Origin of the sequence: Methylophaga sp. UBA3613 (genome assembly GCF_002375415.1) — a bacterium.
Taxonomy (GTDB): Bacteria; Pseudomonadota; Gammaproteobacteria; order Nitrosococcales; family Methylophagaceae; genus Methylophaga.
Window position 1 is genome coordinate 108761 of the sequence record NZ_DFLS01000009.1, and the last position, 24314, is coordinate 133074.

Annotated in this window: 21 protein-coding genes; all 21 read left to right on the plus strand. The window is 45.8% G+C overall.

The genetic code is table 11. The features are described 5' to 3' along the window. The first annotated feature begins 4 nt into the window (after positions 1-4). The 21 genes from B3S93_RS12430 (at position 5) to B3S93_RS12530 (ending at position 24299) form a co-directional block, all read left to right on the plus strand. Positions 5-844, plus strand: coding sequence for a hypothetical protein (locus B3S93_RS12430; RefSeq protein ID WP_292355940.1), 840 nt, complete (start codon positions 5-7; stop codon positions 842-844). After that, positions 841-1857, plus strand: coding sequence for a VWA domain-containing protein (locus tag B3S93_RS12435; protein WP_292355938.1), 1017 nt, complete (start codon positions 841-843; stop codon positions 1855-1857). The genes B3S93_RS12430 and B3S93_RS12435 overlap by 4 nt, the downstream gene beginning before the upstream one ends. Beyond that, the gene (locus tag B3S93_RS12440) at positions 1850-2389 is read left to right on the plus strand and encodes an MxaK protein (RefSeq protein WP_292403267.1); all 540 of its coding nucleotides are present in this window, start codon (positions 1850-1852) and stop codon (positions 2387-2389) included. The genes B3S93_RS12435 and B3S93_RS12440 overlap by 8 nt, the downstream gene beginning before the upstream one ends. Next, positions 2386-3324 carry a VWA domain-containing protein gene (locus B3S93_RS12445; RefSeq protein ID WP_292403270.1) on the plus strand — a complete coding sequence of 313 codons (939 nt, stop codon included), beginning with the start codon at positions 2386-2388 and terminating at the stop codon, positions 3322-3324. The genes B3S93_RS12440 and B3S93_RS12445 overlap by 4 nt, the downstream gene beginning before the upstream one ends. Positions 3325-3404: 80 nt before the next feature. Then, on the plus strand, positions 3405-4421 hold the full coding sequence (locus tag B3S93_RS12450) for a vWA domain-containing protein (protein WP_292403274.1): 1017 nt from the start codon (positions 3405-3407) through the stop codon (positions 4419-4421). A gap of 29 nt (positions 4422-4450) precedes the next feature. Beyond that, the gene (locus B3S93_RS12455) at positions 4451-4936 is read left to right on the plus strand and encodes a L,D-transpeptidase (protein ID WP_292403277.1); all 486 of its coding nucleotides are present in this window, start codon (positions 4451-4453) and stop codon (positions 4934-4936) included. A gap of 9 nt (positions 4937-4945) precedes the next feature. Next, positions 4946-5995: a beta-N-acetylhexosaminidase gene (gene nagZ, locus B3S93_RS12460; RefSeq protein ID WP_292403279.1), complete on the plus strand. Its 1050-nt coding sequence runs from the start codon at positions 4946-4948 to the stop codon at positions 5993-5995. 75 nt (positions 5996-6070) lie between these two features. Then, the gene (gene dnaE / locus B3S93_RS12465; RefSeq protein ID WP_292403282.1) at positions 6071-9556 is read left to right on the plus strand and encodes a DNA polymerase III subunit alpha; all 3486 of its coding nucleotides are present in this window, start codon (positions 6071-6073) and stop codon (positions 9554-9556) included. An 86-nt stretch (positions 9557-9642) separates the two neighbouring features. Beyond that, the gene (locus B3S93_RS12470) at positions 9643-10740 is read left to right on the plus strand and encodes a PilT/PilU family type 4a pilus ATPase (RefSeq protein ID WP_292403515.1); all 1098 of its coding nucleotides are present in this window, start codon (positions 9643-9645) and stop codon (positions 10738-10740) included. A 115-nt stretch (positions 10741-10855) separates the two neighbouring features. Continuing rightward, a complete protein-coding gene (locus B3S93_RS12475) occupies positions 10856-11812 on the plus strand; it encodes an acetyl-CoA carboxylase carboxyltransferase subunit alpha (RefSeq protein ID WP_292403284.1) in 957 nt (318 codons plus the stop codon). A gap of 20 nt (positions 11813-11832) precedes the next feature. Continuing rightward, positions 11833-13161, plus strand: coding sequence for a tRNA lysidine(34) synthetase TilS (tilS, locus tag B3S93_RS12480; protein WP_292403287.1), 1329 nt, complete (start codon positions 11833-11835; stop codon positions 13159-13161). A 105-nt stretch (positions 13162-13266) separates the two neighbouring features. After that, the gene (locus B3S93_RS12485) at positions 13267-14904 is read left to right on the plus strand and encodes a CTP synthase (protein WP_292355918.1); all 1638 of its coding nucleotides are present in this window, start codon (positions 13267-13269) and stop codon (positions 14902-14904) included. Then, positions 14904-15740, plus strand: coding sequence for a 3-deoxy-8-phosphooctulonate synthase (kdsA, locus tag B3S93_RS12490; RefSeq protein WP_292403289.1), 837 nt, complete (start codon positions 14904-14906; stop codon positions 15738-15740). Before B3S93_RS12485 ends, kdsA begins: the two co-directional genes overlap by 1 nt. A 60-nt stretch (positions 15741-15800) precedes the next feature. Then, positions 15801-17081: a phosphopyruvate hydratase gene (gene eno, locus B3S93_RS12495; protein WP_292403291.1), complete on the plus strand. Its 1281-nt coding sequence runs from the start codon at positions 15801-15803 to the stop codon at positions 17079-17081. 10 nt (positions 17082-17091) lie between these two features. After that, the gene (gene ftsB / locus B3S93_RS12500; RefSeq protein WP_292355913.1) at positions 17092-17382 is read left to right on the plus strand and encodes a cell division protein FtsB; all 291 of its coding nucleotides are present in this window, start codon (positions 17092-17094) and stop codon (positions 17380-17382) included. After that, entirely contained in the window at positions 17366-18082 is a 717-nt protein-coding gene (ispD, locus tag B3S93_RS12505; RefSeq protein ID WP_349677843.1) for a 2-C-methyl-D-erythritol 4-phosphate cytidylyltransferase, read from the plus strand. Before ftsB ends, ispD begins: the two co-directional genes overlap by 17 nt. Then, positions 18079-18561 (plus strand): 2-C-methyl-D-erythritol 2,4-cyclodiphosphate synthase, encoded by a 483-nt coding sequence (gene ispF / locus B3S93_RS12510; protein ID WP_292403294.1) that lies wholly within the window; start codon positions 18079-18081, stop codon positions 18559-18561. Before ispD ends, ispF begins: the two co-directional genes overlap by 4 nt. Next, positions 18558-19640: a tRNA pseudouridine(13) synthase TruD gene (gene truD, locus B3S93_RS12515; RefSeq protein WP_292403297.1), complete on the plus strand. Its 1083-nt coding sequence runs from the start codon at positions 18558-18560 to the stop codon at positions 19638-19640. Before ispF ends, truD begins: the two co-directional genes overlap by 4 nt. Before the next feature lie 28 nt (positions 19641-19668). After that, on the plus strand, positions 19669-20442 hold the full coding sequence (locus B3S93_RS12520; RefSeq protein ID WP_292403300.1) for a DUF1223 domain-containing protein: 774 nt from the start codon (positions 19669-19671) through the stop codon (positions 20440-20442). 7 nt (positions 20443-20449) lie between these two features. Continuing rightward, complete coding sequence (gene cysG, locus B3S93_RS12525) at positions 20450-21844, plus strand: siroheme synthase CysG (RefSeq protein WP_292403302.1); 1395 nt, start codon at positions 20450-20452, stop codon at positions 21842-21844. Positions 21845-21986: 142 nt separating this feature from the next. Next, positions 21987-24299, plus strand: coding sequence for a TonB-dependent receptor (locus B3S93_RS12530; RefSeq protein ID WP_292403305.1), 2313 nt, complete (start codon positions 21987-21989; stop codon positions 24297-24299). Positions 24300-24314 lie beyond the last annotated feature (15 nt).

Sequence of the window (24314 nt, forward strand, 5' to 3'; positions counted from 1 at the left end):
CATAATGCGCCGTTGGATCCTCATTATCAGTTTTATTTTCAGTAGTCAGCTCATGGCTCAGGATGTGATCATTAACATTGATCGCAGTTGGGGCCTTTTGATTGGTGATATTGTAACGACCAGCATTGTTCTGCCGGTAAGTGTCAGCGATATTGATGCAGACAGTTTGCCGCAATTGAACAAACGACATGGGCCTTGGCTTAATCTGCAGCAGATATCAAGTAATAATAATGTGCTTGAGCTGCAGTATCAGTTGGTTAATGTACCTGCTGAAACACGCACATTACAGACTCCCACCTATACCCTCAGAACCAATGCGGGTGAATTGCTGGATATTCCGTCAGCTGAATTTTCTGCCGGATCTTTTTTGAATGCCACTGAAGAAAATGCGATGGAAATTCCGTTACGTGGTGATCAGCGTTTACTTCCTGCAGACTTTGCTTCGCTGCAAAAACAACTAACATATGCCATTGCCGTCGCTTTGATTACGGCACTTATATGGCTGGTCTGGCATATTGGCTTACGCCCGGGCAAACGTCTGCCGTTTGCTAGAGCGGTATTTTCAATGAACAAATTACGCTGGTTTGGACATAAAGACGTGGATGCTGCCACACGCGTTATGCATCATGCATTTAATGACAGTGCCGGCACGGTGGTGATTTACAGTCAGATTCAGCAATTGTGGGATGCCTGTCCGTGGTTAGCTGATTTACAGCCAGAGATCACAAGGTTTTATCAGCAATCAGCATCACACTATTTCAGCCGGGAACCTCAGCAGAATGCGGATTTTGACAGTTTGATTAAACTGGCTCGTGCCTGCCGGGCGAGGGAGAAAATGGCATGATGCTGTTTGGGCTCGAATGGGCTTTCCCCCTTGTATTTTTGTTATTACCGATGGTGTTATTACCATGGTTTAATAACAATCTGGATAAAACGGTGGCCTGGACAGCGCTAGTACCACACGATCCGTTATCCCGAACCATTAGCCTGACGTTGAAAGTGTTGTCTTCCGTGGTTATTGCTGCTTTATTGCTCGCTGTTGCCAGCCCGGCTATACCGGAACGAACCGTGGAGAGGTTTGGTGAGGGAGCTGAGATTGTATTACTGCTGGATCGTAGTCGTAGTATGGACGATGCGTTTGCTGTGACCACTCAGGCTGCTAATTATTCTGTTGCAGGCGACAATTCCAAACGTCGGGTTGCACGAACCTATCTGACTGAGTTTGTAAAAAAACGTCCCGATGATCGGTTTGGTTTTGTTTTCTTCAGTACGAATTCGATCAATCTGTTACCACTGACCTATAGTAAAGAAGCTATTCTCAATACGATTGAAGCAAATTCTTTAGGTAAGGGCTTATCCGATACCAACCTGGCTGATGCGTTAATGAATTCGGCTTTAATGTTTGAGGATCAGCCCTATCGTGGTTCGCGAATTGTTTTACTGGTCTCTGATGGTGGTCAGTTAATGACCGATGAAGCCATGGAATTAATCACCAAACGTTACAAGGAGATGAATCTTAGTATTTACTGGATTTATCTCAAAGCCAGACAAGGCATGACGCTGGAACCGTCGGAAAATGACAATATTCTCTATACCGATCTGCCCGAGCGTAAAGTTCATGAGTTCTTTAAAAGTATTGGCATTCCTTATCGGGCATTTGAAGCTGGATCATTGGAAGAGTTTGCTGCGGCGATGGATGAAATTGACGAACAGCAATATCAGACCTTGATTGTCGAAGAGCTGGTGCCGCACGAACCCAAGGCAGACTGGTTTTTATGGTTAGCGTTGCTTGCCATGCTGCCGTTGGCAAGTTCACATCTATATAGTTACTGGGGAGTTCGAAAAGCACATGAGTAACACATTAAAATTATTACGCTGGGTGTTGCTGTCGATTTTTGTTATCAGCATTGGTTTGATGTTGTTATCAAGTTGGCAGTTATGGCAGCAAAAAAGAGTTGAAGCTTTTGTCATTGCTCCCGAACAATATGAAACGATTCCGGAGCATCCTCGGGCACATTTTGCACAAGGCAGCTATCTGGTTGAACAAAACGAGAACGATGCAGCTTTAGAGCAATACACCTTGGTTCTTGGCAGCCAGCAAACAGAGTTGTTACCTGCTGCCTATTTCAATCGTGGCAACATCAATTTACGTGAAGCGATAGCAATGGATGGCAATGATCCGCAAATGATTCCACTGGTTGAATTAGCTAAACAGGATTATCGCAGTGCTCTGAAACAACAGCCGGATTTCTGGGATGCCCGCTTTAATCTTGAGGTAGCACTGCGTTTAGTGCCAGAAGATCCTGAAGTAGATGGTAATTTTAAAAAGCAGGAGATCTACAGCGAGCGCAGTATTGAAACCAAGGCATTCAAGGTTGATTTACCATGAGGCTGAGTTATCCTAAACGTATATTTTTAACAGCTCTGGTCATGCTGATCAGTCTGTTAATGATTATGGCGGCTCTATGGTTACCTCCGGTGGATCGCGAAATAGAGGTGATGGACAGTCTATTTGTCATTGATATAACCGACAGTATGAACGTGGAAGATGTTAGCTTTGGCAGTGAAACCATTACTCGACTGGACTGGGCCAAGGAATATACCCGTCAGTCAATTTTGAGTATGCCATGTGGTTCTCATGCCGGCCTGGCAATTTTCAGTGAAGCTCGCAGCCTGATTCTGATGACGCCCGTTGAAGTCTGTGCCAATTATCATGATCTGATGCAGATGCTGTCTCAATTTCATCCAACGATGGCGTGGGCTCGTTCCAGTGAAGTATCCAAAGCGCTCTATACAGCGATTCGTCAGGCTAAAGAAATTACCCCACAGCCAACGGTTGTATTTTTAACTGATGGTCATGAAGCGCCACCGGTTCATGAAACACTTTTTCCCAAATTCACTGACACACCAGGCGAAGTACCTGGAGTGATCGTCGGTATTGGGGGGAGTGATCTGGTGCCTATTCCAAAAACCAATGAGTTTGGTGAAATAGAGGGATATTGGGAGATCAACGAGGTTATGCATAAAGATGTGTACGCATCAAGTCGAGGAGATGCGGCCGAGCTCAATAATAACCGTCCGCGGACAGAACATTTATCTTCGCAGAAGAAGTCTCATATGGAAACGGTCTCAAGACGGGTTGGCTTTGAGTTTATTTCTTCACCAACATCCCCACAGAAATTGATCAAAGAAATGCAGAAAATTTCTGACACCCGGCAGCAACCGGTCAAATATGATTTGTTTGTCTGGTTGGCATCAATCGCCTTAATTTTACTGCTTCTGGTATTTTTACCTTACAGTCTGTTCACCAAACAGCATGAGTAAGCTGGAGTTTACCTTTTTTATCAGGCGAAATGGAATTTCAATATTGAAACTTCTCTAACCTGTTTGATTGTCTGTAAAGCATGAGTTGGTCACATCCATATCTGCTTTATTTATTGCCACTGGCGCTGCTGCCGTGGGTAAGTCGTAATACTGAAAAGCAAATTGTCTGGGAATCATTATTACCTCACGATACTGTTTCCACAGTCATGGGTTATACACTGCGTGTAATGGCATCGATTGTGATTGCTGCATTAATCATGGCGGTTGCAGAACCACATATCCCTGAACATACGGTGCAGCGCAGTGGACAGGGAGCAGAAGTCATTATTTTGCTGGATCGCAGTCGCAGTATGGATCAGCCTTTTGCTCGCCGTCACACCTATCGTCTCTCCACTAAAATGAATTTCAAGGAAAGCAAGCGTAGTGTTGCCCGTTATTATTTGACCGAGTTTGTTTCCAGTCGTCCTGATGACCGTTTTGGCTATGTGTTTTTCAGTGAACAGGCAAGCGGAATTTTGCCATTAACCTACAGTAAGGAAACCACACTGGCCACCATTGAAGCAGGAGGGTTGGGCCGCGGATTGACCAAAACCGATATCTCTGTGGCATTAAAAAAAGCAGGTGAAATGTTTGATGGAGAAGTCTATCGGGGAGCGCGAATTGTGTTGTTGATTTCCGATGGAGGACAAATTTTATCCGCTGAGCAGGAACAACGGATTAGCCAGATATTACAGGACAATAATCTCAGTTTGTATTGGATCTATCTGCGTTCCGTCAGTGGCATGACGCTTGACGAAATGCCCGGTGAAAGCGTGCTCTGGCAGGGAGCGCCGGAAAGACATTTACATACTTTTTTCAAAAGCCTGTCGGTTCCTTATCAGGCTTTTGAGGCTGGTTCGCTCGATGAATTTGCAGCAGCCATGAAGAATATTGATCAACAGCATTATCAGACGTTACTAGTCGAACGCAAAATGCCGCGTGAATCACTGGCAGACTATTTCCTATGGGTAGCAATGGTTGGTTTGTTGCTGCTGACCGCATCACAGATATACACTTGGTTTGGTGTATCGCGGGCGTATCGTTCGACACGTCATTGACCAATAGCAGGTTGAATTTAAATCTAACCATGACAAATCATTTTCTCGACATTTCTCTGTCTCAGCAGCGTTGCCAGCTAATACGGGATGACGAGGTGCTGTTTTCTGCATCTGTTTCAACGGCTTTAAATGGACCCGGTGAACAGGAAGGTTCAGGATGCACTCCCAGAGGCTGGCATATAATCAGGGCATGTATTGGTGAGGGGCAACCGGTTAATACCGTGTTTCGTGGCAGACGGCCCACTGGTGAAATTTTTTCACCACAGCTGGCAAAACAGTTTCCCGATAAAGACTGGATTTTAACGCGCATAATCTGGTTAAGCGGACTGGAACTTGGCAGGAATCGACTGGGAAATGTTGATACAATGCGTCGCTATATTTACATACATGGCACACCGGATAGCGAGCCAATGGGCATCGCTAAATCCCACGGTTGTATCCGCATGCACAATCAGGATTTGCTGACGTTGTTTGATCTGGTCAAACCCGGTTTGAAAGTCCTCATTCACGAATAAGGTAATTACATGACATTAGGCCCGTTGATGGTGGATCTGATCGGCGTAACGATCAGTGAGAAAGAAAGAGAAATTCTTCAACATCCATTGGTTGGCGGTGTCATCCTGTTCAGCCGTAATTATGAATCTCCGGAACAAATTGCTGCACTGACTTCTGAAATCCACGCAATACGTCAACCACATCTCATCATTGCTGTGGATCATGAAGGTGGACGGGTACAACGGTTTCGTGAAGGCTTCAGCCGTCTTCCACCTGTTGGCACGTTAGGCCAGCATTACATGCAACATCCTCAAAAAAGCCTTAAACAAGCCGAAGTAACCGGTTGGTTAATGGCGGCAGAACTACGTGCCGTGGGAGTAGATTTCAGTTTTGCACCGGTTCTGGATCTGGATTACGGCATCAGTGAAGTGATTGGTGACCGTGCGTTTCATCGAGATCCCCAAGCGGTCACCAAACTGGCTGCTGCTTATATCAGCGGCATGAAACAGGCTTACATGGCAGCTGTTGGTAAACATTTTCCCGGTCATGGTGCAGTGGAAGTCGACTCGCATTCAGGTCTGCCGATCGATAAACGCTATCTGGAAGATATGTGGCAGGCTGATATGCTGCCATTTAGGCAACTTTGCTCACAAACCTTGGCGGGCATCATGCCAGCACATATTGTTTATGAAAAATGCGACAGTTTGCCGGCTGGCTTTTCACCCTATTGGATCCAGGAAATTCTGCGTAAGCGTATGGGCTTCCAGGGTGCAGTCATCAGTGATGATCTGAGTATGGCAGGTGCTGCCATTATGGGAGATAGTACAGCTCGTGCAGAAGCTGCTTTAGCTGCGGGTTGTGACTTGTTGCTACTTTGCAATAACCCCTCAGAAGTTGAAAGTGTGCTGGATAACCTTAAATGTGATGCCGATCCGCTAAGACATATGCGTCTGGTTCGATTGCATGGTCGTCACCCGATTGACCGCGAGACGCTAATGGCAAGCGAGCAATGGAAACAGGCGGTTTATAGCGTTGCCAATTATGCTCCTGATACTGATCGGCAACTGGATCTTGCCTGATATTTTTTCGGCTGATTCTCCCTACACCGCCAGTCGGCAGTGTTATCATTTTGCTTTGAATTAAAAAACTGTCTAATGACCTCGCAATTCGTAAACCTGCATTTACACACTGATTATTCTCTGGTTGACGGACTGGTCCGTATCAAACCGCTGGTCAAGGCAGCGGCTGCCTCTGGCATGCCTGCAATTGCCATTACCGATCAACATAACCTGTTTGCCGCCGTAAAACTTTACAGCGCTGCAATGCAAGCCGGGGTCAAACCTATTCTTGGTGCCGATATCCGGCTGCGGGACAGCAGTGACAGCAAAAAAAGCCTGCGTATGGTGTTGCTGTGCAGCACGATGGAGGGCTATCACAACTTGTCACGATTGATTTCAAGAGCCTATACAGAAGGACAGCATTTAGGTGTGCCAATGCTGGAACCTGAATGGCTTGATGGACAAACTGACGGGTTGATTTGTTTAAGTGGCGGGCGTGAAGGGTTGTTAGGCCGTGACTTGTTGGGCGGTCGACAAACAGAAGCTGAACAATTGGCCAGACATTGGATGCAGTTGTTTCCAGATCGCTTTTATCTGGAGCTGGTGCGAACTGGCCGCGATGATGAAGAACGTTATATTCAACAGGCGTTGCAACTGGCCAGTGAGCTCGACTTGCCGGTGGTGGCGACCAACGATGTGCGCTTTTTAACTCCGGATCAGTTTGAAGCCCATGAAGCCAAGGTCTGTATTAATGAAGGCCGGTTGCTTGATGATCCGCGTCGCCCAAGAATGTACTCCGAACAGCAATATCTGCGTAGTCCGGAAGAAATGGTGCGTTTGTTTGCCGATATTCCGGAAGCCATCACCAACACGGTCGAAATCGCCAAACGCTGTAATGTTGAATTAACACTGGGCGAACATTATCTGCCGGATTTCCCGGTACCTGATGGCATGACACTGGCGGAATTCTTCTCCAAGGAATCATTTGAGGGGCTTGCTGAAAGATTACCGGTGTTGTTTCCGGATGAGGCAGAGCGTGAACAAAAGCGCCCTGAATATGAATCACGGCTGCAGATTGAACTCGACGTTATCAATGAAATGGGCTTTCCAGGTTACTTTCTAATCGTTGCCGACTTTATTCGCTGGGCCAAGAATAACGGGGTTCCGGTAGGACCGGGACGGGGTTCCGGTGCAGGCTCTCTGGTGGCCTATGCTTTAAAAATTACCGATATAGATCCGCTGCAATACGATCTGCTGTTTGAACGGTTTTTGAATCCGGAGCGTGTATCACTGCCTGACTTTGACGTCGACTTTTGTATGGATGGCCGGGATCGCGTTATCGATTATGTGTCCCGGCATTATGGTCGGGATCATGTCTCGCAGATCATTACTTTCGGCACCATGGCCGCCAAAGCGGTATTGCGCGATGTCGGCCGTGTTTTGGGTCATCCTTATGGCATGGTCGATCAACTGGCCAAGCTGGTGCCGTTTGAACTGAAAATGACTCTGAGCAAGGCGCTGGAACAAGAGCCTCAGCTTAAAGAACGTTACGACAAGGAAGAAGACGTTCGCACGCTGATTGATTTGGCATTGCAGCTGGAAGGTCTGACCCGAAACGTCGGTAAACATGCCGGTGGTGTGGTCATCGCACCGAAAAAACTGACTGATTACACACCGTTATATTGTGAACAGAATGGCGCTGGTCTGGTGTCGCAATATGATAAAGACGACGTTGAAAGTGTCGGTCTGGTTAAATTTGACTTTCTGGGCCTGAAAACCCTGACTGTTATTGACTGGGCGGTTAAAAATGTAAAAGCGATGTTGTCAGCTGACGAGGCGGACAAGATTGATATCACCTTGCTGCCGCTGGATGACAAACCCAGTTACGACTTATTAAAACGGTGTGAAACCACTGCGGTATTCCAGTTGGAATCGCGCGGTATGAAAGAGCTTATCAAGCGACTGCAGCCGGATAATTTTGAAGATATTATCGCTTTGGTGGCATTGTTCCGACCCGGGCCGTTGCAATCGGGCATGGTCGATGACTTTGTTAATCGTAAACATGGCCGGGCCAAAGTCGATTATCCGCATCCCGATCTCGAACCCGTTCTGAAACCTACCTATGGGGTAATCGTTTATCAGGAACAGGTTATGCAAATCGCCCAGGTTCTGGCCGGTTATAGTCTGGGGGAAGCCGATATGCTGCGCCGGGCGATGGGTAAGAAAAAGCCCGAAGAAATGGCCAAGCAACGACAGATTTTCCTGGAAGGTGCTAAAAATCGTGGCATTGAGGAAAACACTGCAGGACCGATTTTCGATTTGATGGAAAAGTTTGCTGAGTACGGTTTTAACAAATCGCATTCAGCTGCTTATGCATTGGTTGCCTATCAAACGGCCTGGCTGAAAGCCCATTATCCAGCAGCGTTTATGGCGGCAGTATTATCAGCGGATATGGACAACACGGATAAAGTTGTCGGCCTGATTGATGAATGCCGGGATATGAATCTGACGGTATTACCGCCTGATGTTAATTTCAGCAAAATCCAGTTTACCGTAGAAAATGAAACCACTATCCGTTACGGCATGGGCGCCATCAAAGGGGTAGGTGAATCGGCACTGGCAGGTATTGTTTCAGAACGCGAGCAGGGCGAAGCATTTACCTCATTATTTGATTTCTGTCGTCGGGTTGAGCTGAAAAAAATCAACCGCCGAGTGATGGAATCTTTAGTTAAAGCGGGTGCATTTGATTCACTTGGCGGACATCGAGCCAGTCTTGAATCCAGCCTCAGCCGGGCGATGCAGATTGCAGAGCAGCATCGGCGTGATGCCGCCAGTGGGCAGAATGATTTGTTTGGCCTGGCTGAACCATCTCATGCCGATCAACCGCAAACTGATTTGCTGGAAGATGTGCCTGAATGGCAGGAAGAGCAGTTATTACGTGCTGAGAAAGAAACACTGGGGTTATATTTAAGCGGACACCCCATCGATCGTTATGCTGCCGAGCTGGCCCAATTTATTCCAAAAAAAATCAGTGAGCTGGATGCGCCTGAATCCAAAGGCTATCAACGTAATGAAATTCCATTACTGACTGCTGGTTTGATTGTGGCCATTCGTACGATGAAATCCAAAAACGGCAGCCGTATGGCGTTTATTACTCTGGATGATCAGACAGCCCGCCTGGAAGTGCGGGTTTTTGGCGATGTCTATGAGCAATATCAAAGTGTTATACAACCGGATAAATTGGTGGTGATTCAGGGCAAGATTGGCCAGGATAATTTCAGTGGCGGTCTCGCTGGTACGGCAGAGTCAGTTTATGATTTACAGAAAGCCCGTGAATTATTTGGTAAGTCAGTCCAATTGACGGTGAAGCAGCAAGGTGAGGATGCACAATGGATTTCGCAGATGCAAGCTGTGATGTCACCATTTTGTGGTGGTGTAATTCCAGTGGAACTCAAGTATGTTAATCAGGATGCTGAAGTATTGATCCGACTGGGGCATGACTGGCAAATCACTCCATCGGATACCCTGTTGAAAGAGCTGGCAGATTTACCAATTAGTGAAACTGTGACGGTGCGCTATTAAGCGACTTAATCCGCTTTGTTGGCTGATGTCAATCGTGTACGATTAATGCAACTCAAACGTTTATTCTAAGGATTGCTGACGTGGAAATGATGCCTTACCTGAAACTGATGGCTGATAAGGAAGCCTCAGATTTGTTTTTTTGTACTGCGACCGAACCGCAAGTCAAAATTCAAGGGGTGATACGCCCCGTTGGCAGTAAAAAAATGCTGACAGGTGAAGTCAAAGAGCTCGCCTATTCATTAATGGATCAGCAACAGATAGCTGAATTTGAACAAAATCTGGAAATGAATTTTGCCGTTCCAGTCCATGGCGTTGGCCGGTTCCGGGTCAATATCTTCCGGCAGCGTGGCGAAGTCTCCATGGTCATTCGCTATATTCGTACCCATATTCCAAATTTTGAAGAAATGAGTTTGCCACCGGTACTGGGTAATGTGGTGATGGAAAAACGTGGTTTGATTCTAGTTGTCGGTGCCACCGGCAGTGGTAAGTCCACTACGTTGGCCGCAATGATTGGTCATCGAAATCGAAATTCCGGATCACATATTCTGACCATTGAAGATCCACTGGAATTTGTGCATTCCCATCAGCGATCAATTGTGCAACAGCGCGAAGTCGGTATTGATACTCTTTCTTACGAAAATGCATTAAAAAATGCCTTGCGTGAAGCACCCGATGTCATTCTGATTGGTGAGATCCGCGACATGGACACCATGAAGCACGCTATCAATTACTCTGAAACCGGTCATCTGTGTTTAGCGACCTTGCACGCTAATAATGCAAATCAGGCGCTGGATCGGATCATTAACTTTTTCCCGGAAATGATGCATCGTCAGATCCTGATGGATCTGTCACTGAATTTGCGTGCCATCATCTCGCAGCGTTTATTACCTTCGGTGCAGGATGGCAATCTGGTGCCGGCGGTGGAGGTCATGCTTAGCTCGCCATATATCGCTGAATTGATTAATAAAGGTCAGATCGGTGCGATCAAGGATGCGATGAAAGAAAGTAGTGAACCGGGGACGATTACCTTTGACCAGGCGTTGTTGACACTGTATCGGCAAGGCAAGATTTCTCAGGAAGATGCATTGCGTAATGCCGATTCACGTAATGACCTCAGTCTGGAAATCCGTATGGGGGCAACCCATGATGACAGCGATGCAGAAGACGAATTAATCCTCAGCTGAGCATAACGATAGGGTTTGCTGATCTTTCATAGTCGTCAGCAGTGGTAGATATGAAAGATCAACAAGCCCTAGTGCGTGTATAATCGAACTATTTTGATTCGAAGGTAATTTTGTAATGCAGTTGAATTTCCTTGACTACGAGCAGCCTATTGCCGAGCTGGAAGCTAAAATCGACGAACTTCGCTACATGAGCAATGACAGCGATCTGAATATCACCGAAGAAATTCAGAAGCTTAAGGAAAAAAGTGAATCGCTTACGCGCTCGATTTTTTCCGGATTGACGCCATGGCAAGTCACCCAAATGGCTCGCCATCCGCAGCGACCTTATACGTTCGATTACATCAAATATCTGATCACTGACTTCGAAGAATTGCATGGTGATCGCGCCTACGCCGATGACCAGGCATTAATTACCGGAATGGGCCGTTTCAATGGCCAGCCGGTGATTGTTATTGGTCATCAGAAAGGTCGTGATACCAAAGAAAAAGTGGCTCGTAATTTCGGTATGCCACGCCCTGAAGGCTATCGTAAAGCGTTACGGGTGATGAAACTGGCTGAACGCTTTGGTATGCCAGTATTGACCTTTATTGATACGCCAGGTGCATATCCCGGTATCGGTGCTGAAGAGCGTGGTCAGAGTGAAGCCATTGCTCGGAATCTGTTTGAAATGGCTAAATTAAAAACCCCCATCATCAGCACCGTTATCGGTGAGGGTGGCTCAGGCGGTGCGCTGGCAATCGGTGTTGCTGACCATTTGATGATGCTGCAATACAGTATTTATTCGGTTATTTCACCGGAAGGCTGTGCCTCCATTCTTTGGAAGAGCGCTGAAAAAGCTTCTGATGCTGCCGCAACACTTGGCGTGACTTCAGATCGTCTGAAATCCCTGGGGTTAATCGATGAAATTGTCAAAGAACCCCTGGGTGGTGCGCATCGTGATCCTGAAGCACTGATGGCAAATATGAAAACAGCAATCAATACTAAAATTAAACAGTTACAGGTGATGCCGGTTGATGAACTGGTTAAACGCCGTCAACAACGTTTGCTTAATTATGGTGCCTTTGAAGGATAAACAGGCCCTGGTTTATACAAGTGTCTTTTGACACAGAATTAGTTATTCAGAAGATCCGCAAATATTGCGGATCTTCTACTTTATGGGTGGCCTACAGCGGTGGTATGGACTCCCATGTGCTGCTGCATTTTCTGGCAACACATCGTGAGCAGTTTCCCCAAAAAATACAGGTCGTGCATGTCGACCATCAGCTGCAATCTCAATCTGCCCGTTGGACTGAACACTGTCGACAGGTTGCTGCTTCATTAGAAATGCCTTTTCACTGTTTGAAAGTGACGGTTACAGATATTAATCAGTCAGGCCTTGAATCGGCCGCACGGACTGCGCGTTATCAAGCTATTCATCAACTGATTAACGATGATGGCATTTTGCTAACTGGACAACATTTGCAAGATCAGGCTGAAACCTTGATGCTGCAATTACTGCGAGGGGCTGGCACTCGTGGATTAGGAGCGATGAAAGTAATTTCTCAATGGCAGAAAATGCAGATTGTTCGGCCATTGTTGACTATTTCCAGAGAAGCGTTATTTGAATACGCAACAACACATCAGTTGCAGTGGATTGAAGATCCCAGTAATCAAAATACCCAGATAAATCGTAACTTCCTACGTCATCAAATCTGGCCATTGTTACAACAACGTTGGCCTGCCTTAAACCGAAATCTGGCACGTTCAGCAAATAACCTGCAGGAAAGCCAAATTCTGTTGGATGAGATAGCGGAACAAGATTTAATTTCTGTTGAAGCTAATTCAATTGATGGCAGTTTAAACATTACCAAATTGCAGGCTTTGAGTGAGCCAAGGCAACGCAATGTGCTGCGATTTTTTATAAAAAAGTTAAATATGGTGCTGCCGTCAAGCATAAATTTGCAACGGATTTTAATGGAAGTCTGTCAAGCCGCAGCAGATGGGCAGCCTCAGGTCAGTTGGAGCCAATACATTGCCAGACGGTATCAGAACACACTTTATATCAGTTGGTTAAGACAACATCCTTTACCGGCTTCATCCGTGAATCTGCTTTACGATCAACAGCCCATATTGTTGGATGCTGAGCATCAGTTAGTTTGGAAAGCTGCAAGGGGAGAAGGGATTCGTGCCGAATTGTTTCGCTCTGGTTTAGCATTAACGTTTCGTCAGGGTGGAGAAAAAATCCAGCTAGCTGGCAAGTCTCATCATCAATCATTAAAAAAGTTGTTCCAGGAATGGCAAATCCCGGTTTGGCAACGCGATTCAATTCCGTTGTTGTTTGCCAATCAGCAATTAGTCGCAATTGTTGGGTATGCCTGTGCAGAAAAAGCCAAGCCCTTATCCGACGAAACTGGCTGGTTACCAGTGATTGAACAGACTTGATGGGGATATTTTGATTGAGCGACTCGGGCAATTCTGATACTTTATGACGATATTTTTGAGTGTGGCTATTCTGGCTGCACCGCTATTGCAAAAACTCTCCATAATATGACTAAATTTATATTTGTCACTGGTGGTGTTGTGTCGTCTCTCGGTAAGGGAATCGCGGCGGCTTCACTGGCAGCGATTCTAGAAGCTCGTGGCCTGAAGGTCACAATGATTAAACTCGATCCCTACATCAACGTTGATCCCGGAACAATGAGCCCACTGCAACATGGTGAGGTGTTTGTAACGGATGATGGTGCTGAAACCGATCTGGATTTAGGTCACTACGAGCGATTTATTGATGCCAATATGACCAGCCGCAATAACCATACGACTGGCCAAATCTATGAAAACGTTATCCGTAAAGAACGCCGGGGAGAGTATCTTGGCAATACGGTGCAGGTCATTCCGCATATAACCGATGAAATCAAACGCTGTGTTTATGAAGGCGCTGGCGATGCCGATGTTGCACTGGTGGAAATCGGTGGAACGGTCGGCGATATTGAGTCATTACCGTTTTTGGAAACCATTCGTCAGATGGCCACTGAATTAGGCCGTGATCGTGCCTTGTTTATTCATCTGACATTGGTGCCCTATATTGCTTCTGCCGGTGAAATCAAAACCAAACCCACTCAGCATTCCGTAAAAGAACTGCGCACTATCGGTATTCAACCGGATGTTTTGCTGTGTCGTATGGATCGTCCCCTACCGGAATCCGAACGCCGCAAGATTTCATTGTTTACCAATGTGCCTGAAAAATCGGTTATCACCTGTATTGATGTAGACAGCATTTACAAGATACCAATGGAGTTACACAAACAAGGTCTTGATGACATTGTGGTGAAACAACTGGGACTTGATGCTAAACCGGCCGATCTGAGTCAGTGGCAGCAGGTTTATGAAAATCTCTCCAACCCGCAGGGTGAAGTCAATATAGCCATGGTCGGCAAATATATGGAGTTGACCGAAGCCTATAAATCCCTTTCCGAAGCCTTGGTTCATGCTGGTATTCATACCCGTACCAAGGTCAATGTGCATTATGTCGATTCTGAAATGATCGAGAAAAATGGCACCAACAGTATTGCCGATATGGATGCCATTCTGGTGCCTGGCGGCTTTGGAAAACGTGGTGTCGAAGGTATGATTTCAACCGCCCAGTTTGCCCGCGAAAACAATATCCCGTATCTGGGAATTTGTTTGGGGATGCAGGTGGCCGTCATCGAATATGCTCGTCATAAAGCAGGCCTGACACAGGCTTTCAGTACTGAGTTTGAACCTAATACGCCAGATCCTGTGATAGGTCTTATTACAGAATGGCAGAAAGAGGATGGCAGTGTAGAACAGCGTGATCATGATTCAGATCTGGGTGGCACCATGCGTTTGGGCGGTTATCCCTGTGTACTGAAACCAGGATCTCTGGCACAACAGATTTACGGTGCTGATGAAATCGTTGAGCGTCATCGTCATCGTTATGAGTTCAACAATAATTACAAACAGAAACTGGAAGATGCCGGATTACTGTTTTCTGGCATGTCAAAAGATAACTCGCTGGCAGAAATGGTCGAGATTCCAGGCCATCCCTGGTTTGTGGCCTGTCAGTTCCATCCAGAGTTCACCTCCACTCCAAGACACGGACATCGATTATTTGAAGGTTTTATCAATGCTGCGGTGGCGAATCATAAAAAACGAGGACAGCAGTAATGCAATTATGTGGTCATGAAGTTGGTGGTAAACAACCGTTGTTTTTGATTGCCGGCACCTGTGTTATCGAAAGTGAACAAATGACTATGGATGTGGCTGGTAAGTTAAAAGAGATGACAGACAAACTGGGTATCCCTTTTATCTACAAATCCTCATTCGATAAAGCCAATCGTACCTCTACTAATACCTATCGCGGTCCTGGTCTTGAAGCGGGTATGGCGATTCTGGAAAAGGTTAAAAAAGAATTTGGTCTGCCTATTCTGACAGACGTTCATGAAGACACCCCGCTGGCAGAAGTTGCCAGTGTGGTCGATGTATTGCAAACCCCAGCTTTCTTGTGTCGTCAGACCAATTTTATTATTAATGTTGCCAGCCAGGGATTACCGGTAAATATTAAAAAAGGCCAGTTTCTGGCGCCATGGGATATGCAGCATGTCGCGGATAAAGCCAAATCAACGGGTAACCAGCAGATCATGTTATGTGAACGTGGTACTTCATTTGGTTATAACACATTGATTTCAGATATGCGTGGTTTACCGACCATGCGTCATATGGATTGCCCGGTAGTATTCGATGCCACCCACTCAGTGCAGCAACCTGGTGGTCAGGGTGGCAAAAGCGGTGGCCAGAGACAGTTTGTACCTGTACTGGCACGTTCTGCAGTAGCGGCTGGCATTGCTGGCTTGTTCATGGAAACGCATCCGGATCCTGAAAAAGCCCTCAGTGATGGACCGAATTCCTGGCCACTGCATAAAATGCAGGCTTTACTGGAAACGCTGATTGCTATCGATAAAACAGTTAAACAACAAGACTTTATTGAAGACGCCTACCTGTAACAGGTGGCATGCCAGAACAGGGTTATTGTCTGGCAACTTCAACTATAGATGGAGACAATTATGAGTAAAATTATAGATGTTCGTGGCCGTGAGATCATTGATTCTCGTGGTAATCCTACGGTCGAAGCTGACGTTATTCTTGCCAGTGGTGCTATGGGAAGAGCAGCTGTACCTTCAGGTGCTTCAACTGGCGAACGTGAAGCGATTGAGTTACGTGATGGCGATAAGTCACGTTATCTGGGCAAAGGCGTAACCAAAGCTGTTGAAGCAATCAATACTGAGTTACGTGCGGCTGTTGTTGGAATGGATTGTCTCGATCAATCCAGCCTAGATGAAAAACTCATTGCCTGTGATGGTACTGATAATAAACAACGTCTTGGCGCCAACGCAATTCTGGCGGTTTCCATGGCGGCGGCAGTAGCAGGTGCGGATGAACAGGGTTTGCCTTTATATCGCTATCTTGGTGGAGATAAGGCGGTGACCTTGCCGGTACCGATGATGAACATTATCAATGGTGGATCACACGCTGATAATAGTGTTGATTTTCAGGAATTCATGATTGTGCCAGTCGGTGCCAAAAGCTTCAAAGAAGCCATTCGTGCCGGAGCAGAAGTATTTCATCAGTTAAAAGCAGTTTTATTAGCCCAGGGTCTTAATACCGCTGTGGGTGATGAAGGTGGATTTGCCCCCGATCTGGCGTCAAATGAAGCCGCTATGGAACTGATTATGCAAGCCATCAAACAGGCCGGCTATGAGCCGGGCCGTGATGTCATGATCGCGCTGGATGTCGCCAGTTCCGAGTTTTATAAAGACGGTATGTATCGTCTGGAATCCGAACAGCGTAGTCTCACTGCGGCTGAATTAACCGATTTGCTGGAAAACTGGTGCAACAAGTATCCAATCATCAGCATTGAGGATGGCATGGATGAAAATGACTGGCAGGGATGGAAGTTGCTGACCGATCGTTTAGGGGATCGTATTCAATTGGTGGGTGATGATTTATTTGTTACCAACAGTGCGATTCTGCAGAAGGGCATTGAAGCCAAGGTGGCCAATGCGATCTTGATTAAGCTGAATCAAATTGGCACGTTGAGTGAAACACTTCATGCAATGAATATGGCCGCTGAAGCAGGCTATAAATCAATTGCATCCCATCGCAGTGGCGAGACTGAAGATACGTTTATTGCTGATTTGGCGGTGGGCACCCAATGTGGTCAAATCAAGACTGGCTCAATGTCGCGTTCAGACCGGGTAGCAAAATATAATCAGTTGCTGCGTATTGAAGCTGAACTGGGCGCTGCAGCAATTTATCCGGGGTTGCGGGCTTTCGCCTGTCAGTGAAGTTTGACGTATGAAAACAGTACTGATTGTGCTGACGTTAATTTTTGTCATGCTGCAATACAGATTGTGGTTGAGTCATGATGGCTTACCAGCTTTGTTAAGACTTCATCACACAGTTGAAAAACAGCGTATTGATAATGCAAAACTTGAAGAGCGTAATCAGGTACTGGCGGCAGAAGTTGCTGATCTTAAAAGCGGTTTGGATGCGTTGGAAGAGCGTGCTCGCAGTGAACTGGGTATGGTTAAGCCAGAAGAGACCTTTTTTCACATAATCGAACTTCCAGATGATGATGAACAATAAAGTCTGGGCGGTGGTGCCTGCTGCAGGGATCGGCAGCAGAATGCAGGCCGATCGCCCTAAGCAGTATCTACTACTGAATAATCAACCAGTAATTGTTCATAGTCTGCAACGGCTTATCAGTCATCCTGCAATTGAAGGGGTCGTTGTCGCGCTTTCAGCCAATGATCCCTACTGGCCTTCATTGAATCTGCCATCACAATGGCCCATCCATACAACACTGGGGGGTGAGCATCGGGCAGATTCAGTGAGCAATGCGTTGGAATTTTTAAAAAATCTTACCCGGCAGGATCCCTGGGTCCTGGTTCATGATGCAGCACGACCCTGCATTCGGCACAGTGATATTGATTCCATGTTGCAGCAATTAAGCGATGATCCGGTGGGCGGTATTTTAGGTGTGCCGCTAAGTGAGACGATCAAGCGTGTGAATACAGATAACACCATTGAAGCAACAGTAGATCGAACTGGATTATGGCGAGCATCCACTCCTCAGATGTTCCGTTTGAGAGGTTTGGCTGAGGCATTAACTCAAGCGAAACAATGTAATATCAATGTTACAGATGAGGCCAGTGCAATGGAGTTTATGGGCTTAGTACCCAAAATGGTAGCCGGCCATGCTGACAATATCAAAATTACTCTGCCACAGGATCTGGCATTAGCAGCGCTCTTTTTACAACAACAGAATAATGGAGAAGCTGCGTGAGAATCGGTCACGGTTATGATGTACATCGGTTTGCTGAGAACTGTTCGTTAATTATAGGTGGCGTAAATATCCCTCATACGCATGGACTGGAGGCTCACTCCGATGGGGATGTGTTGATTCATGCAATATGTGATGCTTTGCTCGGCGCTGCAGGCTGGTGGGATATCGGCCACCATTTTCCAGATGATGATATGGCCTTCGCGGGAATTGATAGTCGGGTACTGTTGCGTCGTGTTTATGACGATTTGAAAGCGGCAGGCTGGCAGGTCAGCAATGTCGATTCTACAGTGGTAGCACAAGTCCCTAAATTAGCGCCGTATATCCCGCAAATGCGAGAATTGCTGGCCACTGACCTGCATATTGAGTCCTCAGCGATTAATATCAAAGCGACCACAACCGAAAAGCTGGGCTTTGTCGGCCGCCAGGAGGGCATAGCGGCTCATGCTGTGGCGCTTATCCAAAAGGCTGTATCTGTTTGAAACATTTTGATTATTTTTCCCTGCCACACCATTCTGCCACTGCGTCAAGTTGTGGTGCCAAGTTACGTGAGAAAGCCGTTTATTTTGAAGTGGAGGAGCATCTGCCATTTTCGCCGGAGGGCGAAGGGTCGCATGTCTGGCTGTATGTGCACAAAACCGATACCAACACCGACTGGCTGGCCCAGGAAATTGCCCGTTTTGCCGGTGTATCACCCGTTGCAGTAGGTTACGCCGGGCTTAAAGATCGTCATGCAGTTACTTCACAATGGTTCAGTGTAAATTTACAGGGGTTGCCAGAACCGGATTGGCTGGCATTTGAAAATGAACAAATCAAAATTCTTAAAGCGGTTCGTCACAGCAAAAAATTAAAACGTGGGGCACTTGCCGGAAACCGTTTTCGTTTGCGATTAACCGACATTGTCGGTGACATGAATATCTGGGAGCAGAATCTGCAATTAATTGCGAAGCAGGGCGTACCTAATTATTTTGCCGAACAACGTTTCGGTCATCACGGTAATAACCTGAAAAAAGCAGATCAATGGTTCACAGAAGGGACCGAGCCGAAAAAGCGTAATCAACGCAGTATTATTATTTCAGCAGCGCGTTCCTGGTTGTTCAATCTGGTGCTGGCCGAAAGAATCCGTCAAGGCAACTGGAATCAACTATTGGCAGGTGACGTAATGTTGCTGGCTGGTACCAGAGCCAGTTATTTTGTCGCTGAAACCAAAGATGAAGTACTTAAAAAGCGAATTAACGAAATGGACATCCACCCGACCGGACCACTCTGGGGTAAGGGGGAAGCAATCAGTAAGAATGATACGCTGGCTCTGGAACAGAGTGTATTAAAAGACTGGCAGGATTGGCAGCAGCAGCTGGTGAAACTGGGTTTATCGCAGGAACGTCGTGCGCTGAGATTGTTTCCACAGAATCTTAAATGGCAATTTATCAATGAAACCAGTTTACTGTTAGAGTTTGAATTGGGGCCGGGCAGTTATGCAACGGCTGTTTTGCGAGAACTGGCTGAAATTCAGGACATGTCGCAGAAAATTTCCGCAGTGTCACCGAGTCCTAGTGAATAGGATTCAGTGATCTCTGAAGGAGGCTGATATGAATCTCTCCATGATTAAGGTGTTATTGCTGTTTTTATTATGCCTGCCATTCTCTGTTCAGGCAGTAGATCGGTGGCAGGCGTCGAGTGGTAATAAACATACCGCGGTACTGGAATTATTTACTTCAGAAGGCTGTGGCCTTTGTCCACCTGCGGAACGCTGGTTATATCAACAGCAGCGGGCAGAGCTTGATTATATTGTTTTGGGCTTTCATGTGGATTATCTGAATGATAAGAAAGGCTGGGTGGATGCATTTGCCAAACCGGTATTTTCTGAACGCCAGAAACTATTGGCCCGACTGAACCGATATCAGACGATTTACACTCCGGAATTTGTATTAAGTGGCGAGTCCCTGCCAAATTGGCGGGCGAATTTCGCTGAAGCAGTTAGTTTTCTCAATGAATTTGATGCTCAAGCACAGATTCGTTTAAGGGCTAACCTGATTAATGATCAGTTGAAGATTGATAGCCGAAGCCTGGTAACGGGTAAGGAAAATCGTCAACACAGCAAACTGTACCTTGCTATTACGGAGGATGATGTCAGCAGTCTTGTCCTTGGTGGAGATAATGCCGGACAGACCTTTAATCATCAAAACCTGGTTCGTCGATGGTTGGGTCCATTTGAGCTTGATGATTCTGGTGAAACCTTTATTGAACATCAAGTGAAATTGTCACCTGAATGGCAGCAGGACAAACTGAAACTGGTGGCGATTGTTCAAAATTTATCCGATGGTTATATTTTGCAGGCCGTGGAATTACCCTTAACACAATAGAAGTTAGATGGATTATTTACCAATATTTATAGATTTAAAACAACGCCAGTGTCTGGTGGTTGGGGGGGGCGAAATTGCAGCTCGTAAAGCAGCACTATTGTTGAAAGCTCAGGCATCAGTAACCATTGTTGCCCCCGAGATTGCAGAGATGTCGCGCCAATTGCTGGAAGAGCCTGATTACAAGGGCAGGTTGCGTTGGGTCAATGATAGATTTGATTCAAACTACCTGAATCAGCAAACGCTGGTGATCGCAGCGACCAATGATGAAAAAGTTAATCTTGAGGTCTATCAGGAAGCCAAAGCCAGAAATATTCTCACCAATGTGGCTGACCAGCCCGAGATGTGTGACTTTATTCTGCCTTCGGTTCTGGATCGATCGCCGATTGTGGTGGCAATATCCAGTGGTGGTCAGTCACCTATTCTTGCCAGACAATTACGCGCACGACTGGAAACACTGATTCCACCGGCTTACAGTAAACTGGGTTTACTGGTGGGGGAATATCGTGATCGGGTGAAGGCAAAGTTCGGCCATATTAAACAGCGTCGTCGTTTCTGGGAGTCTGTTTTACAAGGCCCAGTCGCCGATCATGTATTGGCGGGACGTGATGAACTGGCCAGCAAAACCCTCGAAACCCTGATTGATGAAACCGCTGATAATGCTTTGCAACAAGGAGAAGTCTATCTGGTGGGAGCCGGCCCCGGTGATCCCGATTTACTAACCTTTAAAGCCTTACGATTGATGCAGCAGGCCGATGTGGTTTTTTACGATCGTCTGGTGAGCAAGGAAGTGCTGGCATTAGTACGTAAAGAAGCTGAAATGATTTATGTCGGAAAACAGCGAGCATGGCACAGCAAGCGTCAGGATGAAATAAATCTGCTATTACTGGAACACGCTCAGGCTGGCAAACGTGTTTTACGTTTGAAAGGTGGGGATCCGTTTATTTTTGGTCGTGGTGGTGAGGAAATTGCCACACTGGCTGAACAGAAAATTCCTTTTCAGGTCGTACCAGGAATTACAGCTGCTTCGGGTGTCGCTTGCTACTCCGGTATTCCTTTAACACATCGTGATTATTCACAAAGTTGTGTGTTTGTAACAGGCCAGTTAAAAGAAGGTGAGCTGGATTTGAATTGGCAGGCCTTAGTGCAGCCTCGCCAGACAGTGGTTGTTTATATGGGCCTCGCAGGGCTTGATATTCTTAGTCAGAAGCTACAACAGCACGGCATGAAAGCCGATATGCCTGCGGCACTGGTTCAGCAAGGCACAACAGATAATCAAAAGGTTTGGACAAGTACTATTGCCGAGCTTCCTGAATTGGCAAAAAAACAACAACCTGTCGCACCAACGCTACTGATTATTGGTGAAGTTGTACAATTGCATAATAAACTATCCTGGTTTTCTTAATAAAATCAACAGATTAATCTTCCCTTATTGTTTTAGGAATTTTTCCTAATTCTATGTGCGAAACGTCATGCTAGCATCGCCCTAAGCTTCATAGAAAGCGATATAAAAAAATTAATACAAATATTAAATCTGGGAGATTAAGATGGCGATTCCATTCCGACGCGGCCTCCTGCCTGCGTTGCTAGCTAGTGCATTAACTCCGGGACTCAGCTTAGCTGCAGAACCGGATCTTCAACTTGAAAATATCGAAGTTATCAGTCTCACACCATTACATGGGGTAGGACTGGAGGCAGATAAAATTCCAAGTCATGTTCAAACTGCAACTGACGAAGATATTGAGCGTAACCAAAGCTTGGATATTTCTGATTTTATGAATCAGACAATGGATAGTGTGAGTCTGAATGCCGCTCAAAATAATCCTTTCCAACCTGATTTGAAATTCCGTGGTTTCACCGCTTCTCCACTTGTCGGTAATTCTCAAGGAATATCGGTTTATCAGGATGGTGTTCGTATCAACGAACCTTTCGGCGATGCGGTGAACTTTGAATTATTGCCTAAATCGGCAATTGCCAGCATGAATATGATGTCAGGTTCGAATCCATTATTTGGTCTGAATACTCTGGGTGGCGCTTTATCGATTCAAACGAAAAACGGTTTTACCCATCCTGGTCATAGTCTGGAAGCTTACACCGGTTCATTTGGTCGTGATTCGGGCACTATTGAAACGGGGGGCAATGACGGCAATTTTGGTTATTTTGTGACCGGTTCCATTACCAAAGAAGATGGTTGGCGTGATTTTTCACCTTCCAGAGTTGAACAGTTCTTTTCCAACTTAAGCTATCGTAATGAAACCAGTAGTCTGGATTTTGGTATTACCGCTGTTGATAGTGATTTGAATGGTAACGGTGCTTCTCCAATTGAGTTAGTTGCTGACGATCGGGAAGCTGTTTTCACCCATCCAGATAATACGCAAAATGAGTTGCGTATGTTCACTTTGAATGGATCACATTGGGTGAATGACAATGTCATGCTGTCTGCTAACACCTATTATCGTCGAAGTGATCGCAGCACGTTTAATGGTGATGGTTCTGAGTTAAGTGTAATTGGTGGGCAAATCGGCGAAGACGAGGATGGTGTTGAAGGTGTATTTGATGGTGATGACGAAATCATTAGTACAGATTCGCTCGGCTTTGCAGATGGTGATGATGTAGCCCTGAATAACACTAGTAAAACTGAACAAGATAGTTATGGTTTTGCTTTACAGTCAACCTTTTTGAATGATTTGTTCGATCGGGAAAATCAATTGATTGTTGGTGCTTCCTACGATACTTCAGATGTTAAATATTCATCCCAATCTGAAATAGCAGAATTTACTGATTCGCGTGGAACAGATGGAACGGGCTTCATTATTGATGAAACAGTAGTTGATGGTGATATTGAAACAGACACATTCAGTTTGTTTTTCACTAACACACATTCATTAACTGAACGTCTCGATTTAACTGTGGGTGGACGTTATAACTGGATTCAGATTGATATTTCTGGGACCAGCGAAGGTGGTGAACAGGATCTTAATGAGTCTGGTAATAAACATGTATTCAAACGCTTTAACCCTACAGTTGGTTTAACTTACGCGTTACAGGATAACTTGACTGTGTATGGGAACTATAGCGAATCTAATCGTGCTCCCACTGCATCTGAACTGACTTGTGCCGAACCAGAGTCACCTTGTGCTTACCCTAATGCTTTTTTAGCAGATCCTCCTCTGGATGATGTAGTTGCTAAAACAGTTGAGGCAGGTTTGCGTGGACAGCAAGAAATGTTTAATTGGTATAGCAACATTTATTACACTCAGCTAACGGATGATTTGTTCTTCTTCTCAGAAGATGAAGAAGTTTCTGAAGAAGTTAGTGGGCGTTTAGGTCTGGGTAACTTCAGAAATATTGACAAAACAGCACGTGCAGGGCTGGAAGTTGGACTGAATGGCCAATATCAACAACTGGCCTGGTTTAGTAATTACAGTTATGTTCGGGCGACCTTCGAAGATAATTTTGATTATTCCCGTAATGGCAATTTATTCAGCGTAAGTAAAGGCGACCGTCTGCCAAGTATTCCTGAACACAATATCAAGATCGGTGTTGATTATGCCTTTACACCGAAATTATCTCTTGGTGCGACAGCTTCATATCACTCCAGCCAATATTACCGTGGCGATGAGGCAAATGAAGATAAGAAAATCAGTGGTTATGGATTGGTTAATCTCCATGGTCGTTATAAGCTGAATAAAAATGTTCAGTTCTTTGCCAAAGTCGACAATTTGTTTGATAGTGAATACGAGAACTTTGGTTTGTACGGCGAACCTGATGAAGCGCCTGGTCTGGATTATGAAGATCCCCGCTTTGTTGGTGCAGGTGCACCGAGAGCCGGATGGATTGGTTTTAAAATTACTCTGTAATCAAATCGTTAAGCT

Excerpts from the sequence above, each read along its gene's own strand:
- B3S93_RS12450 (WP_292403274.1), top strand. The coding sequence starts at position 3,405 with ATGAGTTGGTCACATCCATATCTGCTTTATTTATTGCCACTGGCGCTG.
- B3S93_RS12430 (WP_292355940.1), top strand. The coding sequence starts at position 5 with ATGCGCCGTTGGATCCTCATTATCAGTTTTATTTTCAGTAGTCAGCTC.
- B3S93_RS12470 (WP_292403515.1), top strand. The coding sequence starts at position 9,643 with ATGATGCCTTACCTGAAACTGATGGCTGATAAGGAAGCCTCAGATTTG.
- eno (WP_292403291.1), top strand. The coding sequence starts at position 15,801 with ATGAGTAAAATTATAGATGTTCGTGGCCGTGAGATCATTGATTCTCGT.
- ispD (WP_349677843.1), top strand. The coding sequence starts at position 17,366 with ATGATGATGAACAATAAAGTCTGGGCGGTGGTGCCTGCTGCAGGGATC.
- B3S93_RS12475 (WP_292403284.1), top strand. The coding sequence starts at position 10,856 with ATGCAGTTGAATTTCCTTGACTACGAGCAGCCTATTGCCGAGCTGGAA.
- B3S93_RS12530 (WP_292403305.1), top strand. The coding sequence starts at position 21,987 with ATGGCGATTCCATTCCGACGCGGCCTCCTGCCTGCGTTGCTAGCTAGT.
- B3S93_RS12440 (WP_292403267.1), top strand. The coding sequence starts at position 1,850 with ATGAGTAACACATTAAAATTATTACGCTGGGTGTTGCTGTCGATTTTT.
- B3S93_RS12520 (WP_292403300.1), top strand. The coding sequence starts at position 19,669 with ATGAATCTCTCCATGATTAAGGTGTTATTGCTGTTTTTATTATGCCTG.
- nagZ (WP_292403279.1), top strand. The coding sequence starts at position 4,946 with ATGACATTAGGCCCGTTGATGGTGGATCTGATCGGCGTAACGATCAGT.
- ftsB (WP_292355913.1), top strand. The coding sequence starts at position 17,092 with ATGAAAACAGTACTGATTGTGCTGACGTTAATTTTTGTCATGCTGCAA.
- B3S93_RS12455 (WP_292403277.1), top strand. The coding sequence starts at position 4,451 with ATGACAAATCATTTTCTCGACATTTCTCTGTCTCAGCAGCGTTGCCAG.
- B3S93_RS12435 (WP_292355938.1), top strand. The coding sequence starts at position 841 with ATGATGCTGTTTGGGCTCGAATGGGCTTTCCCCCTTGTATTTTTGTTA.
- B3S93_RS12485 (WP_292355918.1), top strand. The coding sequence starts at position 13,267 with ATGACTAAATTTATATTTGTCACTGGTGGTGTTGTGTCGTCTCTCGGT.
- dnaE (WP_292403282.1), top strand. The coding sequence starts at position 6,071 with ATGACCTCGCAATTCGTAAACCTGCATTTACACACTGATTATTCTCTG.
- cysG (WP_292403302.1), top strand. The coding sequence starts at position 20,450 with ATGGATTATTTACCAATATTTATAGATTTAAAACAACGCCAGTGTCTG.
- B3S93_RS12445 (WP_292403270.1), top strand. The coding sequence starts at position 2,386 with ATGAGGCTGAGTTATCCTAAACGTATATTTTTAACAGCTCTGGTCATG.
- kdsA (WP_292403289.1), top strand. The coding sequence starts at position 14,904 with ATGCAATTATGTGGTCATGAAGTTGGTGGTAAACAACCGTTGTTTTTG.